General features: G+C 54.2%; 16 protein-coding genes. 13 read left to right on the forward strand and 3 right to left on the reverse strand.

Features of this window, described 5'->3' with window-relative positions; genetic code table 11:
- Nucleotides 1-3: 3 nt before the first annotated feature.
- The 9 genes from murD to lpxC all read left to right on the forward strand — a co-directional run bounded on the left by murD (nt 4) and on the right by lpxC (nt 10,384).
- Complete coding sequence (murD, locus tag QWJ10_RS04955; RefSeq protein WP_289924613.1) at nt 4-1,350, forward strand: UDP-N-acetylmuramoyl-L-alanine--D-glutamate ligase; 1,347 nt, start codon at nt 4-6, stop codon at nt 1,348-1,350.
- Nucleotides 1,350-2,549, forward strand: a complete 1,200-nt coding sequence (gene ftsW / locus QWJ10_RS04960) for a putative lipid II flippase FtsW (RefSeq protein WP_019366775.1) — start codon at nt 1,350-1,352, stop codon at nt 2,547-2,549. Before murD ends, ftsW begins: the two co-directional genes overlap by 1 nt.
- Nucleotides 2,539-3,609 (forward strand): undecaprenyldiphospho-muramoylpentapeptide beta-N-acetylglucosaminyltransferase, encoded by a 1,071-nt coding sequence (gene murG / locus QWJ10_RS04965; RefSeq protein ID WP_019366774.1) that lies wholly within the window; start codon nt 2,539-2,541, stop codon nt 3,607-3,609. The genes ftsW and murG overlap by 11 nt, the downstream gene beginning before the upstream one ends.
- A complete protein-coding gene (gene murC, locus QWJ10_RS04970) occupies nt 3,602-5,056 on the forward strand; it encodes a UDP-N-acetylmuramate--L-alanine ligase (RefSeq protein WP_289924614.1) in 1,455 nt (484 codons plus the stop codon). The genes murG and murC overlap by 8 nt, the downstream gene beginning before the upstream one ends.
- A complete protein-coding gene (locus QWJ10_RS04975; RefSeq protein WP_289924615.1) occupies nt 5,053-6,003 on the forward strand; it encodes a D-alanine--D-alanine ligase in 951 nt (316 codons plus the stop codon). Before murC ends, QWJ10_RS04975 begins: the two co-directional genes overlap by 4 nt.
- Before the next feature lies 1 nt (nt 6,004).
- Nucleotides 6,005-6,865 carry a cell division protein FtsQ/DivIB gene (locus QWJ10_RS04980; protein WP_010795313.1) on the forward strand — a complete coding sequence of 287 codons (861 nt, stop codon included), beginning with the start codon at nt 6,005-6,007 and terminating at the stop codon, nt 6,863-6,865.
- Between the two features lie 24 nt (nt 6,866-6,889).
- The gene (gene ftsA, locus QWJ10_RS04985; protein WP_010795312.1) at nt 6,890-8,137 is read left to right on the forward strand and encodes a cell division protein FtsA; all 1,248 of its coding nucleotides are present in this window, start codon (nt 6,890-6,892) and stop codon (nt 8,135-8,137) included.
- Nucleotides 8,138-8,190: 53 nt separating this feature from the next.
- Nucleotides 8,191-9,363 carry a cell division protein FtsZ gene (gene ftsZ, locus QWJ10_RS04990; protein ID WP_010795311.1) on the forward strand — a complete coding sequence of 391 codons (1,173 nt, stop codon included), beginning with the start codon at nt 8,191-8,193 and terminating at the stop codon, nt 9,361-9,363.
- Nucleotides 9,364-9,472: 109 nt separating this feature from the next.
- On the forward strand, nt 9,473-10,384 hold the full coding sequence (gene lpxC / locus QWJ10_RS04995; RefSeq protein WP_019366772.1) for a UDP-3-O-acyl-N-acetylglucosamine deacetylase: 912 nt from the start codon (nt 9,473-9,475) through the stop codon (nt 10,382-10,384).
- Nucleotides 10,385-10,423: 39 nt separating this feature from the next.
- On the opposite strand, the gene QWJ10_RS05000 is transcribed toward lpxC, so the two are convergent.
- Nucleotides 10,424-10,888: a DciA family protein gene (locus QWJ10_RS05000; RefSeq protein WP_019366771.1), complete on the reverse strand. Its 465-nt coding sequence runs from the start codon at nt 10,886-10,888 to the stop codon at nt 10,424-10,426.
- A 205-nt stretch (nt 10,889-11,093) separates the two neighbouring features.
- Between QWJ10_RS05000 and secA the strand changes: the two genes are divergently transcribed.
- From secA to QWJ10_RS05020, 4 genes are all read left to right on the forward strand, one after another.
- A complete protein-coding gene (secA, locus tag QWJ10_RS05005) occupies nt 11,094-13,835 on the forward strand; it encodes a preprotein translocase subunit SecA (RefSeq protein WP_289924616.1) in 2,742 nt (913 codons plus the stop codon).
- A gap of 90 nt (nt 13,836-13,925) precedes the next feature.
- Nucleotides 13,926-15,143, forward strand: coding sequence for a bifunctional glutamate N-acetyltransferase/amino-acid acetyltransferase ArgJ (argJ, locus tag QWJ10_RS05010; RefSeq protein ID WP_197870951.1), 1,218 nt, complete (start codon nt 13,926-13,928; stop codon nt 15,141-15,143).
- Between the two features lie 91 nt (nt 15,144-15,234).
- Nucleotides 15,235-15,873, forward strand: a complete 639-nt coding sequence (locus QWJ10_RS05015) for a glutathione S-transferase family protein (RefSeq protein ID WP_289924617.1) — start codon at nt 15,235-15,237, stop codon at nt 15,871-15,873.
- On the forward strand, nt 15,870-16,814 hold the full coding sequence (locus QWJ10_RS05020; protein ID WP_122041939.1) for a Nudix family hydrolase: 945 nt from the start codon (nt 15,870-15,872) through the stop codon (nt 16,812-16,814). The genes QWJ10_RS05015 and QWJ10_RS05020 overlap by 4 nt, the downstream gene beginning before the upstream one ends.
- 39 nt (nt 16,815-16,853) lie before the next feature.
- Here the strand turns inward: QWJ10_RS05020 and QWJ10_RS05025 are convergent, their stop codons facing one another.
- Nucleotides 16,854-17,909: an ion transporter gene (locus QWJ10_RS05025; RefSeq protein WP_289924618.1), complete on the reverse strand. Its 1,056-nt coding sequence runs from the start codon at nt 17,907-17,909 to the stop codon at nt 16,854-16,856.
- Complete coding sequence (locus tag QWJ10_RS05030) at nt 17,899-18,489, reverse strand: cob(I)yrinic acid a,c-diamide adenosyltransferase (protein WP_289924619.1); 591 nt, start codon at nt 18,487-18,489, stop codon at nt 17,899-17,901. The genes QWJ10_RS05025 and QWJ10_RS05030 overlap by 11 nt, the downstream gene beginning before the upstream one ends.
- Between the last annotated feature and the right edge of the window lie 3 nt (nt 18,490-18,492).

Below are 18,492 nucleotides of genomic sequence, written 5' to 3' on the forward strand. Positions count from 1 at the left end.
ACCATGAGCCTGATCGCTTCCGACCAGTTCCGCATTGTTGTAGGCCTTGGCAAGAGTGGCATGTCGCTGGTTCGCCATTTGGCGCGCCAAGGTGTTCCATTCGCTGTGGTGGACACGCGGGAAAACCCGCCTGAGCTGGAAACACTGCGCACCCACTATCCACAGGTAGAAGTGCGCTGTGGTGAATTGGATGCCGATTTCTTGAGCCGCGCCAGTGAGCTTTATGTCAGCCCCGGCTTGTCATTGCAGACGCCTGCAATTCAGAAGGCGGCGGAGCAGGGCGTCAGGCTTTCCGGTGACATTGAATTGTTTGCCCGTCTGGCCAAGGCGCCTATCGTTGCGATTACTGGGTCTAACGCTAAAAGTACCGTAACGACCCTTGTTGGTGAAATGGCCCGCAAGGCGGGCAAGCACGTCGGTGTAGGCGGAAACCTTGGGACGCCAGCGTTGGATCTGTTGGGCGACAATGTCGACCTTTATGTACTTGAGCTGTCCAGTTTTCAATTGGAAACCTGTGAGCGGTTGAACGCTGAGGTGGCCACGGTATTGAACGTCAGTGAAGATCATATGGATCGCTACAGTGGTATGGCTGCTTACCATCTGGCCAAGCACCGGATCTTCAGAGGCGCACGTCAGGTGGTCGTCAATCGGGATGATCCCTTGTCTCGCCCGTTGGTGTCCGAGCAAGTCCCATGCTGGACATTTGGTTGTGGTCAGCCGGATTTCAACGGCTTCGGCCTGCGTGAGCACGACGGTGAGAAGTGGCTGGCTTTTCAGTTCGATCCGCTCATGCCTGTAAAGGACCTAAAGATTCGTGGCGCCCATAATCAGGCCAATGCCTTGGCTGCGCTAGCCTTGGGACATGCTGCCGGATTGCCTTTCGAGCCGATGCTGGAAGCACTTCGCGAGTTTTCAGGTTTGGCTCACCGTTGCCAGTGGGTAGGTGAGAAGGCTGGTGTGCACTATTACAACGATTCAAAAGCTACCAACGTAGGTGCTGCGTTGGCTGCTATCGAAGGATTGGGAAGCGATATCGCAGGCAAGCTGGTGCTTTTGGCTGGCGGCGATGGCAAAGGAGCCGATTTCGAACCGCTCCGCAAACCGATAAGTGCTTTCTGCCGCGCAGTCGTTCTGCTTGGACGGGACGCTGAACGCTTGGCTGAATCCTTGAATACCGATATCGCGATCGTTCATGTCTCCACACTAGAGCAAGCCGTCGAGAGAGCCGCAGCGTTAGCTGAGCCTGGTGATGCTGTTCTCTTGTCTCCAGCGTGCGCAAGCCTGGACATGTTCCGTAATTTTGAAGAGCGTGGGCGGTTGTTTGCTCAGGCCGTGGAGGCGCTTAATTGATGTTTTCCTTGCTGCGCCCTTATCCTTCGCCGCTCATCAGCCGGAACGGTGTTGATCTTGACTTTCCTTTGCTGGCTGGCTGTCTGGCCTTGCTCGGTTTGGGCTTGGTCATGATCACCTCCGCATCGTCGGAAGTAGCAGCCGCTCAGGCTGGAAATCCGCTGTACTACATGATTCGTCATCTGATCTATCTGGCGATAGGTGTCGTGGGTTGTGGAGCTACGCTCATGATCCCAATGGCTACCTGGCAGCGTTTTGGTGGAACTCTGCTAATTGCAGCATTCGCCTTGTTGATCATGGTGTTGATTCCCGGAATCGGCCGTGAAGTAAATGGATCGTTGCGCTGGATTGGCTTCGGCTTGTTTAACGTTCAGCCTTCCGAAATAGCCAAGGTATTTGTTGTTATTTACCTGGCCGGCTATCTGGTGCGGCGAGAGCAGGAAGTGCGACGTAGTTGGGCCGGTTTTTTCAAGCCTTTCATTGTGCTGCTTCCGCTGGCCATGCTCCTGCTGCGTGAGCCGGACTTCGGTGCGACGGTCGTTATGATGGGGGCAGCCGCTGTCATGCTGTTCCTAGGTGGCGTAGGGTTGTTCCGTTTCATTCTGATGGTGGCCCTGGCTGTTCTGGCGGTGTTTATCCTGGTTCAAACCCAGGAATACCGTATGCAGCGTCTCATCACCTTCACCGATCCCTGGGCTGATCAATTTGGGTCGGGCTACCAGCTCACCCAGGCATTGATCGCCTTTGGGCGAGGAGGCTGGTTCGGACTTGGCTTGGGTAACAGCATCCAGAAGCAGTTCTACCTGCCAGAGGCTCACACTGACTTTGTATTTGCCGTTCTGGCAGAAGAGTTAGGACTTGTCGGAGCCTTGGCCACCGTCGGGTTGTTTCTCTTTGTATGTGTACGCGGCCTTTACATTGGCTATTGGGCAGAGCAGGCCAAACAGTATTTTGCAGCCTATATGGCGTATGGACTTTCCATGCTCTGGATTGGCCAGTTCCTGATCAATATCGGCGTAAACGTCGGGCTATTGCCTACCAAGGGGCTGACACTGCCATTTTTAAGCTATGGCGGAAGTTCGCTGATCATCTGCTGCATCAGCATGGCATTGTTGCTTAGGATCGAGTGGGAAAGACGGACACTCATGAACGACGAGGAAGTTGAGTTTTCGGAAGAGGATTTTGCTGATGTCCGGTAATGTCCTCATCATGGCAGGCGGTACTGGGGGACACGTTTTTCCCGCGCTGGCCTGCGCCAGGGAGTTTGAAAGTCGGGGGTATACCGTTCATTGGCTGGGTACGCCTCGTGGTATTGAAAATGATGTCGTCCCGCAAGCAGGTCTTCCCTTGCACCGTATTACCGTTACCGGACTGCGTGGTAAGGGCATGCAGTCACTGCTGAAAGCTCCCTTTCAGCTCAGCGGAGCCCTAATGCAGGCGCTCGGCATCATGCGTACTCTCAAGCCTGTCTGTGTGCTGGGTATGGGTGGCTTCGTCACGGGGCCTGGCGGTATGGCGGCTCGTTTGTCTGGCGTCCCCCTGATTATTCACGAGCAGAATGCAGTTGCCGGTACTGCAAACCGCCTGCTTGCGCCTATCGCAAAAAAAGTATGCGAGGGTTTTCCTGCCACGTTCGCCGCGTCTCCCAAGCGGTTAAGTACAGGTAACCCTGTTCGCAAGGAGCTTTTCCTGCAAACCGTACGGCCTTCTTTTGAAGGGCGTAGGGCCAATCTGCTGATTTTGGGTGGCAGCCTTGGTGCAGAGCCTATCAATAAACTTGTGCCTGAAGCGCTTGCTCAGGTTTCCGCCGGCCTGCGTCCTAACGTGAAACACCAGGCAGGGCGGCAACATGCTGAAGTAACACTGCAGCGCTATAGCTCCTCGAATCTTGATGCAGAGGTGATGCCATTCATCTCGGATATGGCTCAGGCTTATGCCTGGGCTGACCTTGTGATCTGCCGCGCAGGTGCACTGACGGTAAGTGAGCTTACGGCCGCAGGCTTGCCGGCATTTCTGATCCCACTGCCTCATGCCATTGATGATCACCAGACACGCAATGCTGAATTTTTGGTGAACGAGGGCGCAGCCCTTTTGTTCCCGCAGAAAATGACTGATGCGACGGCAATTGCCGCACAGCTAACTGAGGTTTTGATGCAACCCGAACGATTAACTGCCATGGCCACTCGTAGCCATGCCCTGGCTAAGCCTGATGCAACCCGAGCCGTGGTAGATGCCTGCCTGGAGGTAGCCAATGGTTAAATCCCAGAGCGCAATCCAGGCAGAAGTGCGTCGTATGCGTAGCATTCGGCGAATTCATTTTGTAGGAATCGGCGGCGTAGGCATGTGTGGAATTGCCGAGGTTCTGCTCAATCTGGGGTACGAAGTATCCGGCTCCGACCTCCGGGCTTCTCCTGTTACCGAGCGCTTGCAGCAATTTGGTGCCAAGATTTATATAGGTCATAGCGCCGAAAATCTTGAGCGCGTGGACGTACTAGTCGTTTCCAGCGCTATCAACAAGTCCAACCCTGAAGTGGCAGCTGCCCTGGAAAACCGTATTCCTGTGGTTCCTCGCGCTGAAATGCTGGCTGAGCTGATGCGGTACCGGCATGGAATTGCAGTAGCAGGTACTCATGGGAAAACCACAACTACAAGTCTGATTGCTTCCGTGCTGGCGGCCGAAGGCCTCGATCCTACCTTTGTCATCGGTGGTCGCCTGAATGCAGCAGGGACTAATGCTCAACTTGGAACCAGTCGTTATCTCGTTGCCGAGGCTGATGAAAGTGATGCGAGCTTTCTGCATCTTCAGCCTATGGTGGCGGTAGTAACCAATATCGACGCCGATCACATGGATACGTATGAAGGGGACTTCAGTCGGCTGAAGAAAACCTTTATCGATTTTCTGCATAATTTGCCGTTCTATGGACTGGCTGTACTGTGCGTTGACGATCCGGTCGTACGTGAGATCATTCCTCAGGTTGCGCGTCCCACGGTGACTTACGGCACCGGCGAGGATGCAGACGTCCGCGCAGTCGATATCCGCCAAAAAGGCATGCGTACCTATTTCACCGTGCTTCGCAATGGTCGTGAACCCTTGGCGGTGTCTGTGAACATGCCAGGAGTACATAATGTACTCAACGCGCTGGCAACTATCGCCATTGCAACAGATGAAGGGCTTAGCGATGACGCCATCGTGGCGGGCCTGTCTGAATTCCAGGGAGTAGGTCGTCGCTTTCAGGTATACGGTGAACTGCCTGTCGAAAATGGCAGTGTGATGCTGGTAGATGATTATGGTCATCATCCCCGTGAAGTGGCTGCGGTAATAAAGGCCGTTCGTGGTGGTTGGCCTGAGCGCCGCCTGGTCATGGTTTATCAGCCTCATCGCTATAGCCGTACACGTGATTTGTACGATGATTTCGTGCAGGTCCTGGCTGATGCCAATGTATTGTTGTTGATGGAAGTCTATCCGGCAGGTGAAGAGCCGATTCCAGGTGCCGACAGCCGCCGTCTCTGTCATAGTATCCGTCAACGTGGTCAGCTAGACCCAATCTACATCGAGCGTGGTACCGAGCTTGCTCCTCTTATCAAGCCTCTCCTGAGGGCTGGGGATATTCTCCTCTGCCAAGGTGCTGGTGATATCGGCACTCTGGCTCCGCAATTGATAAAAAGCCCCTTGTTCAATTCTGACTTTCTGAGGAAGTCGCTATGAGCGCCATCCTTGATCCAATGTCGATCCAGCCGGCCGATTACGGTCGTGTTGCCGTGTTGTATGGTGGCAAGAGTGCCGAGCGCGAAGTTTCCCTTAATTCAGGGAAAATGGTGCTGGCTGCGCTGCAGACTGCGGGCGTTGATGCGTTCGGTATCGATGTTGGTCAGGACCTGCTGCAGCGTTTGTACACTGAACAGGTAGACCGTGCCTTTATCGTCCTGCATGGACGGGGTGGGGAAGACGGTAGCATGCAAGGGCTGTTGGAGTGCCTGGGTATACCCTATACGGGAAGTGGGGTGCTGGCTTCCGCATTGGCCATGGATAAGCTGAAAACAAAACACCTCTGGTTGAGTCAGGGCCTGCCCACGCCTAAATACGCCGTTTTGTGCTGTGAGTCTGATTGTCGGAAGGCTGCTGAGGAACTCGGGTTTCCACTTATCGTCAAACCCGCCCATGAAGGTTCCAGCATTGGTATGGCCAAGGTGAACAGTGTTAATGAGCTGATCACTGCTTGGCAGTCCGCCTCGACGTACGATTCGCAAGTTCTTGTCGAACAATGGATTAGCGGTCCTGAGTTTACTGTCGCCCTGTTGGGCGATCAGGTACTGCCGCCTATTCGTCTGGGTACTACCCACGACTTCTATGACTATGACGCCAAATACCTGGCATCCGACACTCGCTATCAGGTTCCGTGTGGCCTTGATGAGGAGCGTGAGTTGGAGCTCAAGGTATTGGCTCGTCATGCCTGTGAGGTCGTGGGGACTGCTGGCTGGGCGCGCGTTGATGTCATGCAGGATAAAGAAGGTCGGTTCTGGCTGCTGGAAGTCAATACTGTCCCTGGCATGACGGACCATAGCCTTGTTCCCATGGCAGCCAAGGCCACAGGCCTTGATTATCAACAACTTGTCCTGACGGTTCTGGCAGGCACAATGGAGTCGAGGGGCTAACATGGTCACGACACTTCGTCATACACAACCTGGATTGGGTCGCACGCCACTTCGTGGCAAGGTACCACCGCGTGGTGCAAGCCGCCTGGTGGAAAAGGAGCCTGTCTCGGCTCGGCTGCCAAAGCCCAGCTTCAATCTCTTCAAGCGTGTGGCCTGGCCACTTCTGCTGGTAGGGCTTGGCTTCGGCACATATGAGCTGTCTCAACAGCTGCTGCCTTATGCGGATCGTCCAATCACGAAGGTGAATGTCGAAGGTGACCTGAGCTACATCAGCCGAGAGGCTGTGCAGCAACGTATCGCGCCCTATGCTGACGGGACATTCTTTTCAATCGATCTGGCCAATATGCGTCAGGCACTTGAGCAGATGCCCTGGATTGCCCATGCAGAGGTTCGCCGTGTTTGGCCGGATGAAGTCGCCATCCATCTTGAGGAGCAGCTCCCTGTTGCGCGCTGGGGGGACGAAGCCCTGCTGAATAACCAGGGCGAGGCCTTTGCACCCAAGGATTTGGCACATTACGACAACCTGCCACGCCTCTATGGGCCGCAACGTGCGCAGCAGCAGGTGATGCAGCAGTATCAATTGTTCAGTCAGATGCTGCGTCCACTTGGATTCACGGTTACGCGGCTAGAAATGCATGATCGGGGGAGTTGGTTCCTGACTACGGGTCAGGGCGTTGAATTGATTTTTGGTCGTGATGACCTCGTGGACAAGATGCGGCGCTTCGTCAAGATGTATGACCAAGTACTCAAGGATCAGATGGCCAATATTGCTCGCATCGACTTGCGTTATCCAAACGGGCTGGCGGTGGCGTGGCGTGAGCCGGTAGCTCCCACAACTGTAGCGTCAGCCCGTGCCGAATAAAGAATTGAGGAGAATTCAATAAACATGGCGAACGTGCAGAGCGGCAAGATGATCGTCGGACTGGACATCGGAACCTCAAAGGTTGTGGCCTTGGTGGGTGAGGTGTCTTCCGATGGTCAGGTCGAGATTGTGGGCATCGGCACGCATCCTTCCCGCGGTCTGAAAAAAGGCGTAGTGGTCAATATCGAATCCACGGTCCAGTCGATTCAGCGCGCAGTAGAAGAGGCCCAGCTCATGGCGGGCTGCCGTATTCATTCGGCATTTGTAGGCATTGCAGGCAACCATATCCGTAGTTTGAATTCCCACGGTATCGTGGCTATTCGTGATCGGGAGGTCAGCCCTGCTGATATCGATCGTGTTCTTGACGCAGCTCAAGCTGTGGCGATACCAGCTGATCAACGGGTCTTGCACACTTTGGCTCAAGACTATGTCATCGACAACCAGGAAGGTGTACGTGAGCCGCTTGGTATGTCCGGTGTTCGTCTGGAGGCTAAAGTCCACGTAGTGACCTGTGCCGTTAATGCTGCTCAAAACATCGAGAAATGTGTTCGTCGTTGCGGACTGGAGGTCGACGACATCATTCTTGAGCAACTGGCTTCTGCATATTCCGTCCTGACGGATGATGAGAAGGAGCTAGGCGTATGCCTAGTAGACATCGGTGGGGGAACCACTGATATAGCCATTTTTACAGAGGGAGCCATTCGTCATACAGCAGTCATTCCCATTGCAGGCGATCAGGTCACAAATGACATCGCCATGGCTTTGCGAACGCCTACACAATATGCGGAAGAGATCAAGATTCGGTATGCTTGTGCTCTGGCAAAACTGGCGGGGGCTGGGGAGACCATCAAGGTGCCCAGTGTGGGAGAAAGGCCGCCTCGCGAACTTTCGCGTCAGGCATTGGCTGAGGTAGTAGAGCCGCGTTACGATGAGCTCTTCACGCTTGTTCAGGCAGAGTTGCGCCGCAGCGGATATGAAGACTTGATTCCGGCAGGGATCGTATTAACCGGCGGTACTGCAAAGATGGAAGGGGCAGTTGAACTTGCCGAGGAGATTTTCCATATGCCGGTGCGTCTTGGCGTACCGCAGACGGTCAAGGGGCTGACCGATGTTGTACGTAACCCAATTTATTCAACAGGTGTAGGCCTGTTGCTCTATGGGTTGCAGAAGCAATCCGACAATGTGCCGGTTGTCACCGGCGGATACAGCAGTGACGAACCCAAGAATTCAGTCCTGGAGCGTATAAAGCGCTGGGTCCAGGGCAATTTGTAATCTAATTCAATCGCGGCAGCAGTAGGCGAAAACCGAGAGGAAGAGAGGGGATTATGTTTGAGCTCGTAGACAATATTCCACAGAGCGCAGTCATTAAGGTCATCGGTGTAGGCGGTGGTGGCGGTAACGCCGTTAACCACATGGTGAAGAGCGGCGTGGAAGGCGTCGAATTCATTTGTGCCAACACGGATGCCCAGGCGCTAAAAAATGTGAGCTCTCGTACAGTGCTGCAACTTGGCCCAGGGGTAACGAAGGGCTTGGGCGCAGGTACGAACCCTGAGATTGGCCGTCAGGCAGCCATGGAGGATCGCGAGCGTATCGCGGAAGTTCTGGAAGGCGCCGATATGGTTTTCATCACTACCGGTATGGGTGGTGGTACAGGTACGGGTGCCGCCCCGATTATTGCTGAAGTTGCCAAGGAGATGGGTATCCTCACCGTCGCCGTGGTAACTCGCCCGTTCCCCTTTGAAGGTCGCAAGCGCATGCAGGTGGCTGATGAGGGTATTCGCTCTCTTTCCGAATGCGTCGACTCTCTCATTACCATCCCCAATGAGAAACTGCTGACCATTCTCGGCAAGGATGCCAGTCTGCTGGCCGCTTTCGCCAAGGCTGACGATGTATTGGCTGGCGCAGTTCGTGGTATCTCGGACATCATGCAGCGTCCTGGCTTGATGAACGTTGACTTTGCTGACGTCAAGACGGTTATGGGTGAGATGGGTATGGCCATGATGGGAACTGGTCATGCCAGCGGCCCGAACCGTGCACGTGAAGCGACTGAGGCCGCTATCCGTAATCCACTCCTGGAAGACGTCAACCTACATGGGGCTCGCGGTATTCTGGTCAACATCACTGCAGGTCTGGATCTATCCCTGGGTGAGTACGCCGCAGTGGGCGAGATCATTGAGGACTTCGCTTCTGAGCATGCAACCGTCAAGGTTGGCGCAGTAATCGACCCGGAAATGCGTGATGAGCTCCACGTTACTGTGGTTGCTACCGGTCTGGGTGCCCGTCTTGAAAAGCCGGTCAAGGTGGTCGATAACTCTACTCAGCAGGCTAACGTTGCGCCGCGTCAGGAGCATGCTGCCGTCAATTATCGTGATCTGGATCGCCCGACAGTCATGCGTAGCCAGAACCATACAAGCTCTGCTGCTGCAGCCAAGATGAATCCAAACGATGATCTGGATTATCTTGATATTCCGGCGTTCTTGCGTCGTCAGGCTGATTGAATAGATTAATCGATGCAATCTGTGTGATTGGTGGGAATTAATGGGTCGTTCTGTTATGATCGACCCATTATTGACAACTATTCGCGATCAGCGATGAACGGCAACTGTCATGATTAGACAACGCACATTAAAGAACACTATTCGCGCTACAGGCGTTGGCCTGCATTCGGGGGAGAAGGTATATCTCACTCTGAAGCCAGCGCCCGTAGACACCGGAATCGTGTTTCGCCGCATTGATCTGGACCCGGTCGTGGAAATCCGCGCCTGGGCCGAGTATGTAGGCGAAACCACGATGTCGACCAATCTCATTCAAGGTGGTGTCAAGGTCGGCACTGTGGAGCATTTGTTGTCTGCACTGGCAGGTCTGGGCATCGACAATGCGTATGTAGAACTGTCCGCCGCTGAAGTTCCAATTATGGATGGAAGCGCCGGTCCGTTCGTGTTCTTGATCCAGTCCGCTGGCATTGAAGAACAGGAATCTGCAAAGCAGTTCATTCGTATCAAGCGTGAAGTCAACGTCGTAGACGGCGATAAGCGTGCGACGTTTGTACCGTTTGACGGGTTCAAGGTCAGCTTTGAGATCGATTTCGACCATCCAGTGGTCAGCGGTCGTACTCAGAAAGCTTCCGTAGATTTTTCCAGCACCTCCTTCCTCAAGGAAGTCAGCCGGGCTCGTACCTTTGGCTTTATGCGAGATCTGGAATTCCTACGCTCTCATAACCTGGCTCTGGGCGGAAGCGTTGAAAACGCTATTGTTGTTGATGAGCACGGTGTACTCAACGAAGACGGTCTTCGTTATGAGGATGAGTTTGTAAAACATAAGATATTAGACGCCATTGGCGATCTTTATCTGCTAGGCAAAAGCTTGATTGGCGAGTACCGGGGCTATAAGTCCGGGCATGCCATGAACAACCGCTTGCTACGTGCATTAATTGCTCAGCCGGATGCGTGGGAAGTTGTAACGTTCGAAGGCTCTAGCGATGCCCCTATTTCTTACATGCGGCCAGCTGCTGCGGTGTAAGGAACGCGTGTTAAAAAAGCCACCTTAAAGGTGGCTTTTTTATTCTTCTGTCTTTTTCGGCTGCGCTCTACTGGCCAGTCGCTCAAGCGCGGCGCGCAGTGAAGGGTCTGAGATACCTTCAGCCGTGGATAGCAGGCTTTCTGCAGCGACATTGGAAAGCTCGCGTCGCGGGCCTGGCTTTCGCTTTGGATCAGGGTTGGGTTTGACCTTGAACAGTATCTTTTGAAGAGCTGTAAACTCTGAAGACTGCTGAAGTTGTCGAAGCAAGCGGCGCTGCTGGTAACGCAAGCGTGTAGCCCAATGTCCATCTGTAATAATGAGCAGAAGGCACCCGTCCTGCCAGGTTGCGACTTTACAGTGCTCGCGTGCTGCAGGTTGTAGCTGTGCATCGACTAGGCGTTGTAGCCGTTCGAGACGCTCTGCCTGGTACAGTAATGGTTTCAAGGGTTTTGCCTGCCGAAGCAAGGTGGCAGGCGCTACGGCAACAATAGGACGAAAAACCATGTGTGCGCACTCCAGACAGGGGTTGGCATGTTAACAGATGAACCTCATGAGTCGGATAAACCTATTTAGAAATCCTACCTTTGAGTGATGTCAACCTTTTCTCGTCGGCGTTTCCGAGTAGAATGCCCCATTGTCTTTTTGACGGCGCGGGCGATGGCACCGATCCGCCGCCCCCCATTTCTCCGAGTGGAAGACCCAAGTCGATATGTTTGCGCCTTTGTTAAAGAAACTCTTTGGAAGTAAAAACGAGCGAGAAGTAAAGCGCATGAGCAAGGCCGTACAGGCCGTTAATGCGTTGGAACAGCAGATTATTGGGTTGTCTGACGAGCAATTGCGTGCCAAGACGTTCGAGTTCAAAGAGCGTTTGGCTAAAGGCGAGACACTGGACGATATCCTGCCTGAAGCCTTTGCTGTAACTCGCGAAGCGGGCAAGCGCGTAATGGGTATGCGCCATTTCGACGTCCAGCTCATCGGCGGTATGACGCTTCACGAGGGCAAGATTGCTGAGATGCGTACCGGTGAAGGTAAGACATTGGTAGGAACACTGCCGGTATATTTGAATGCCTTGTCTGGTAAAGGCGTCCACGTAGTCACCGTGAACGACTATCTGGCTCGCCGTGACGCGAACTGGATGCGCCCGCTGTATGAGTTTCTAGGGCTGACGGTAGGCATTGTCATGCCTTTCCAGCCGCCGGAGGAAAAGCGTGCGGCTTACGCAGCGGATATCACCTACGGCACCAACAATGAATTCGGCTTTGATTATCTGCGCGATAATATGGCGTTCAGTATCGAGGAGAAATATCAGCGTGAGCTGAATTTTGCCGTTGTCGACGAAGTAGACTCCATTCTTATCGACGAGGCGCGTACGCCACTGATTATTTCTGGTCAGGCGGAAGACAGCTCACAGCTGTACATCCAAATCAATAAGCTCATTCCTCGTCTTCAGCAGCACGTTGAGGCTGTGGAGGGAGAGGAGGAGAAGGAAGGCCATTACACCATTGATGAAAAAACACGTCAGGTGGAAATAACCGAGCAGGGGCATCAGTTCATTGAGGAACTGCTTACCCAGGCCGGTCTGCTGTCTGAAGGTGAAAGCCTGTACTCAGCGCATAATCTTTCTCTTCTCACTCATGTCTACGCAGCGCTTCGTGCACACAAGCTGTTCCACCGTAACGTGGAATATATTGTTCAGGACAACCAGGTCCTGCTCATTGATGAGCATACCGGCCGCACGATGCCTGGGCGTCGTCTGTCCGAGGGCCTGCATCAGGCGATCGAAGCGAAAGAAGGTCTGCCTATCCAGGCTGAAAGCCAGACATTGGCTTCTACTACCTTCCAGAACTATTTCCGGCTGTATAACAAGCTGGCTGGAATGACCGGTACGGCGGACACCGAGGCGTTTGAATTCCGTCAGATCTATGGTCTGGACGTTATTGTTATTCCAACCCACAGACCGCTAGCACGTAAGGATTTCAACGACCTGGTGTATCTGACCCAGGAAGAGAAATATGCGGCGATTATCGCTGACGTCAAGCAATGCCAGGAGGCAGGTCGTCCGGTACTGGTAGGTACCGCGTCGATTGAAAGCTCCGAATACCTGTCTCATCTGCTGCAAAAGGAAGGTATTGAGCACAAGGTATTGAACGCCAAATACCACGATCGTGAGGCTGAGATCATTGCTCAGGCGGGGCGTCCCGGTATGGTAACGATTGCTACCAACATGGCTGGCCGTGGTACAGACATCCTCTTGGGGGGTAACTGGGAAGCTGAAGTTGCAGCCCTTGAGAATCCTACTGAAGAACAGATCGCTCAGATAAAGGCCGAGTGGCAGAAGCGTCATCAGCAGGTCATCGAGTCGGGTGGCCTGCATGTGATTGCCTCTGAACGCCACGAATCACGCCGTATCGATAACCAGCTGCGTGGTCGTGCAGGCCGTCAGGGTGACCCGGGCTCCAGCCGTTTCTACCTGTCCCTTGAAGATAACCTGATGCGTATCTTCGCGTCTGATCGCGTGAAGAATTTCATGAAGGCGTTGGGCATGGAAGCAGGCGAGGCCATCGAGCACCGCATGGTAACCAATGCCATCGAGAAAGCTCAGCGCAAAGTGGAAGGTCGGAACTTCGATATTCGTAAGCAGCTGCTCGAATATGATGATGTCGCCAATGAACAGCGTAAGGTGATCTATCACATGCGTAACACCCTGCTGGAATCGCAGGATGTGGGTGAGACGATCAACGAGTTCCGCCGTGATGCGCTGGCGCAAACATTCAGCGCCCATATTCCACCGCAATCCTTGCCTGAGCAGTGGGATGTGGCAGGGCTTGAAGAAGCGATCTATAACGACTTCGGACTCAAGCTACCGATTCAGCAGTGGCTGGATGAAGACGACAAGCTGTACGAGGAAACACTTCGCGAGAAAATTCTTGAAACGCTGGTCGCGGCCTACCACGAGAAGGAAGAGATGGCAGGTGCCGAGGCTCTGCGCAGCTTCGAGAAGCAGATGCTGCTGCGTGTCATGGACGATCTGTGGAAAGATCACCTGACTACAATGGACCATCTGCGTCACGGTATTCACCTGCGTGGCTATGCGCAAAAGAACCCGAAGCAAGAGTACAAGCGCGAGTCCTTCAACCTGTTCCAGGAACTTCTGGAAAGCGTCAAGCGTGACACGATTCGTGTACTCTCTCACGTTCAGGTTCGTCGTGAAGACGCTGCCGAAGAAGAGGCGCGCATGCGTCATGAGGCCGAGGAGCTGGCCAAGCGTATGCAATTCCAGCATGCCGAAGCGCCTTCCATTGCGCAGCCTGAGGTACAGGTACCGGAAGAGGGCGAAGACACGGTCGTACCCCTTGAGCCTGCACGCAACGAGCAGAAAATAGGCCGTAACGAGCCTTGCCCGTGCGGATCCGGTAAAAAGTACAAGCATTGCCACGGCAAGCTGGACTAATGCCTGGCTGACGTGCACACGTTATGACCCTATCGCCGCGACCGGCTCAGCCGCTCGCGGCGTTTCATTGTTAGCTACAGGAGAAACCTCATGGCTGTTGGTCTCGGCCCGTTGTCTACGTTACATCCTGTTCCAGGATTCGAGCTTGGTATTGCATCTGCCGGCATCAAGCGTCCTGGACGCAAGGATGTGGTTGTAATGCGTTGTGAAGAGGGTGCGCGGGTCGCTGGGGTTTTTACGACCAATGCATTTTGTGCCGCTCCGGTTGTTTTGGCGCGTAAACGATTTGCAGGTAATGTGCGTTATTTGCTGACCAACACAGGTAACGCCAATGCAGGTACCGGCGAACCTGGAATGGCCGCTGCGGAACGTACCTGTCAAGCGCTTGCCGATTTGGCCGGGGTGGAGGCCTCAGCCATTCTGCCGTTTTCAACAGGCGTGATTGGTGAGCCGTTGCCTGTCGAGAAGATCGAAGCTGCCCTGCCTGCAGCGCTGGCTGATCTTAAGGCAGACAATTGGGCCCAAGCGGCCAGCGGTATCATGACGACTGATACCCTGCCCAAGGGGGCGAGCCGGCAGTTTACCTTTGACGGGCAAACCGTCACCGTGACGGGCATCAGCAAGGGCGCCGGGATGATTCGTCCCAACATGGCTACCATGCTGGGCTACATTGCGACGGACGCAAAGGTGGCTCAACCCGTTCTGCAGGATTTGTTGCGTGACGCTTCTAATAAATCCTTCAATCGCATCACCATCGATGGCGATACCTCCACCAATGACTGCTGCATGCTGATCGCTACTGGCAAGTCATTGCTCCCCGAGATTGATAGAGCCGAAGGCGAACTCTTCGCACAGCTCAAACGAGCGATTTTCGAGGTGTCCATGGAGCTTGCCCAGGCCATCGTTCGAGACGGCGAGGGTGCAACCAAGTTTGTAACGGTGGAAGTCAACGGCGGCAAGAATCATCAGGAATGCCTGGACGTAGCCTATGCTGTGGCACATTCCCCACTGATCAAGACAGCATTGTTTGCCTCTGACCCCAATTGGGGACGCATTCTGGCGGCAGTTGGCCGGGCAGGCGTTCCGGAGTTGGATGTCAGCCTGATCGATGTTTTCCTTGGTGATGTCTGTATTGCTCAAAAAGGCGGTCGCGCCGCGACCTATACCGAGGCGCAAGGCGCTGAAGTCATGAGCAAAGAGGAAATTGGCATTCGTATTGAATTGGGTCGTGGACATTGCAGTGAGACGATCTGGACAACGGATCTGTCCCATGAATACGTGAAGATCAACGCGGAATACCGCACCTGACGCGAAACATTCCCGATTTATTGAGGAATCGTTTCATAACGCGCCTCTCTTGTGCTCCTATAGATGCATGATTGTGGATAAGGAGAGGCGCGTGTCTCTTACCCTGGTTATCGGTAACAAAAATTACTCGTCTTGGTCGCTGAGAGCCTGGCTGGTCATGGAGCTGTCCGGTGCTACCTATGACGAGCTCCAAATTCCGCTCTACACACCAGACAGCCGTGCGCGGCTTAGACAGCACTCTCCTACCGGTAAGGTGCCTGTCCTGAAAACCCCGGAAGGCGTCATTTGGGATTCTCTGGCAATTGCCGAGTATATGGCCGAAAACTACTCGCAAGCAGGACTGTGGCCGTCTGACGCTGCCGCGCGGGCAATGGCCCGTTCATTGTGTGCTGAAATGCACAGCGGTTTTTCAGCGTTGCGTAATCACCTGCCCATGGACCTGAAGCGCCGCCAACGGCTCGCGACAATACCTGCCGAAGCTGAAAATGACATCAAGCGTATCTGTTCCTTATGGGCAGAGTGCCGTGAGCGTTTTGGTGCAGAGGGGCCGTTCCTGTTTGGTCGTGCCAGTATTGCTGACGCTTTTTATGCCCCTGTCGCTACACGCCTGAGAAGTTATTCTGTGTCTCTTGCATCCGATGCTGATGGATATGTAGATGCCATTTACGCATGGCCTGCATTCCAACGCTGGTATGAGGAGGCATTGAAAGAGAAAGAGGTTATTTCATGAGTCGAGTTCACGTCGCAGCAGCGGTTATTCGCAATCCTCAAGGTGAAATCCTGATAGCAAAGCGATCAAAGGAGCAGCACCAGGGTGGTTTGTGGGAGTTTCCAGGTGGAAAGGTCGAGCCTGGCGAGGATGTTCAGGTCGCCCTGGCTCGTGAGCTGGGCGAAGAGTTAGGTATTCAGGTAGAGGCCTGCCGTCCATTGATCCAGGTTTGTCATGACTATACGGATAAGTCAGTTCTACTCGACGTATGGGAGGTCACTTCATTTGCAGGGGAGGCCAAAGGACTCGAAGGCCAACCGTTGGCTTGGGTACGGCCACGTGACTTGCCCGACTATGAGTTTCCCGAGGCAAACATTCCTATCGTCAAGGCTGCCCGGCTACCACGCACCTATCTGATCACGCCAGGGGATCTTGAGCCGAAGGCGTTGCTTAATGGGCTTGCCAGAGCATTGGATGCAGGTATCGAGCTGGTTCAGCTGCGCACGCCTGCCTCATTCGATCCTCAATACCGTGACCTTGCAGTGGATGCGCAAGGACTCTGTGCTGGCCGTGCTCAGCTCATGCTCAAGGGGCCATTGGAATGGTTGGGTGACTTTCCGGCTGCCGGATGGCATATAACCAGCCAGCAACTGCGCCGTTACGCTGACAATGGGCGACCTTTCCCTGAGCACCGTTGGCTGGCAGCGTCTTGTCATAATGCTGAGGAGCTTGAGCTTGCCAGGCAAATGGGAGTGGACTTCGTAACGCTTTCTCCTGTTCAACCTACCGAGTCTCACCCAGGAGCGCCGACGCTGGGATGGGAAGCCGCGGAGGCGCTTTTGAAGGCATTTAACCATCCTGCATACCTGCTAGGCGGCCTAGGGCCGGCTGACTTGTCCCGTGCCTGGGCGTCGGGTGCCCAGGGGGTAGCGGGTATCCGTGCTTTTTGGCCTGCGGAGTGAATGTTGAGTTCCGGTGCTGATACGGTCACCGGAATCTATCTAACGAGGTCTGCCTGGCCCCGTTAGCTGAGAGGAGTCAGCCAGCGGGGTGGGCAGCAGTAGTTCACCCAGCTCGCTAGCCCGGCGAGCAATAACCTTTTGCTTGAATACTTCAAGGATTTCGACCAGTACTTCATCAAGATCCGTCTGTCCTCGAGGCAGACTTTCATCGAAGCTACGATCAGCAATACGGCTAGCCAACGCCTTGAAGTCTCTTGACTGCAGACCAACAACCGCCTCACGGATCAGGCGATTGACGATATCGGCAAGCGTATTGTCGAGAGACTTGGCGAGGCGATCGCCCATAGGAAGTCGCTTTAGGGATTTGATGTCCTCGTTTTCGGCTACTGCCGAGCTGATCAATTCGCTGACATAGCGATGTAGCGTAGCCTGGTTATGAGCATAGCTTTCATTGATCATGCGTTGTAGCCGCGAGGCGACCGCATCTATCAACTGCTGTTTGCGTGGTCGAATGACATCGTCGATAACGCGGCTGGAAAAGTCGTCCTGCGTACGAAGCTCCTCCTGTATCTCACCGAAGATTTTGATCATGACGCGATCGGAGATTTCCTCCATCAAGAGCTGATAGTAGTGATTGAGAAACTCGTAGAGGCGCCAATGACGAATGTCGATGAGGCCCAGCCGTTGCAGACGAATAAGCAGGGAGGCGACGCGCAAGGCTCTCAAGAGGCGGAAACCACTCAGGGGAATGCAACCTAGAACGTCATACCAGTGAATAAAAGGGTAGTACCACCATTTGCCATGACAACGCTCTGCAATGGCAATCGCCCAGCCCAGCAGTACATCCAGAATGAAAAATGCAACAAAGCAGAGATCGATTGTCTGGAAGTGTGCATGCACATAATGAGCATACCAGCCATGTACAGTGGGGCTGGCCAGCTCAACCAGACGATTCAGCGGGCCAATCGAATAAAGGCTATCAAACAGAATCAACGCCAGATTGGCGCATACCAATACGAGAATGAATCCATCCCAGGCGGCATGGAGCCCTTCGCGGCGACGTGTCGGTGGAATGGTGGTGAGATCAGCCATCATGATGTCCCGCTTTCCGAGCCGGCTTCCACAAGCGCTCGGCAATACCCTGACGTCTACCAATGATGCGTGCGACAACAAACAGCAAGTCCGAAAGGCGGTTGAGATAAGCCATCCCTACACCCTCGAGCGGCTCGCTTAGGTTTAACGTCTGGCAACGCCGCTCGGCACGTCGAGCGATGCTGCGGGCGGTATGAGCCAACGCAACGGCACGTGAACCGCCGGGCAGGATGAAGTTCTCCAGGGGCCCCAGCTCTTCATTCCAGGTATCGATCGCCTGCTCCAGTCGTTCGATCTCATCGTAGTCCAGCGCGTGATAATCTGGCATGGCCAACTCACCACCCAGATCGAACAGGCGATGCTGGCAGGGCGCCAGGACGTCAATGACGGAGGCAAGCTCGGGGATGTGAGCCTGCTGATCCTCCAGCTCTGCAAGCAGAACGCCTAGCATGCTATTGAGTTCGTCCACATCACCAATGGCCTCGATACGAGGATGATCCTTGCGGACGCGGCTGCCGTCTGCCAGACCTGTTTCGCCTGTGTCACCGGTTCGGGTGTAGATTTTTGACAGGCGATAGCCCATGTA

Source organism: Pseudomonas sp. WAC2 (assembly GCF_030403525.1).
GTDB lineage: Bacteria > Pseudomonadota > Gammaproteobacteria > Pseudomonadales > Pseudomonadaceae > Chryseomonas > Chryseomonas luteola.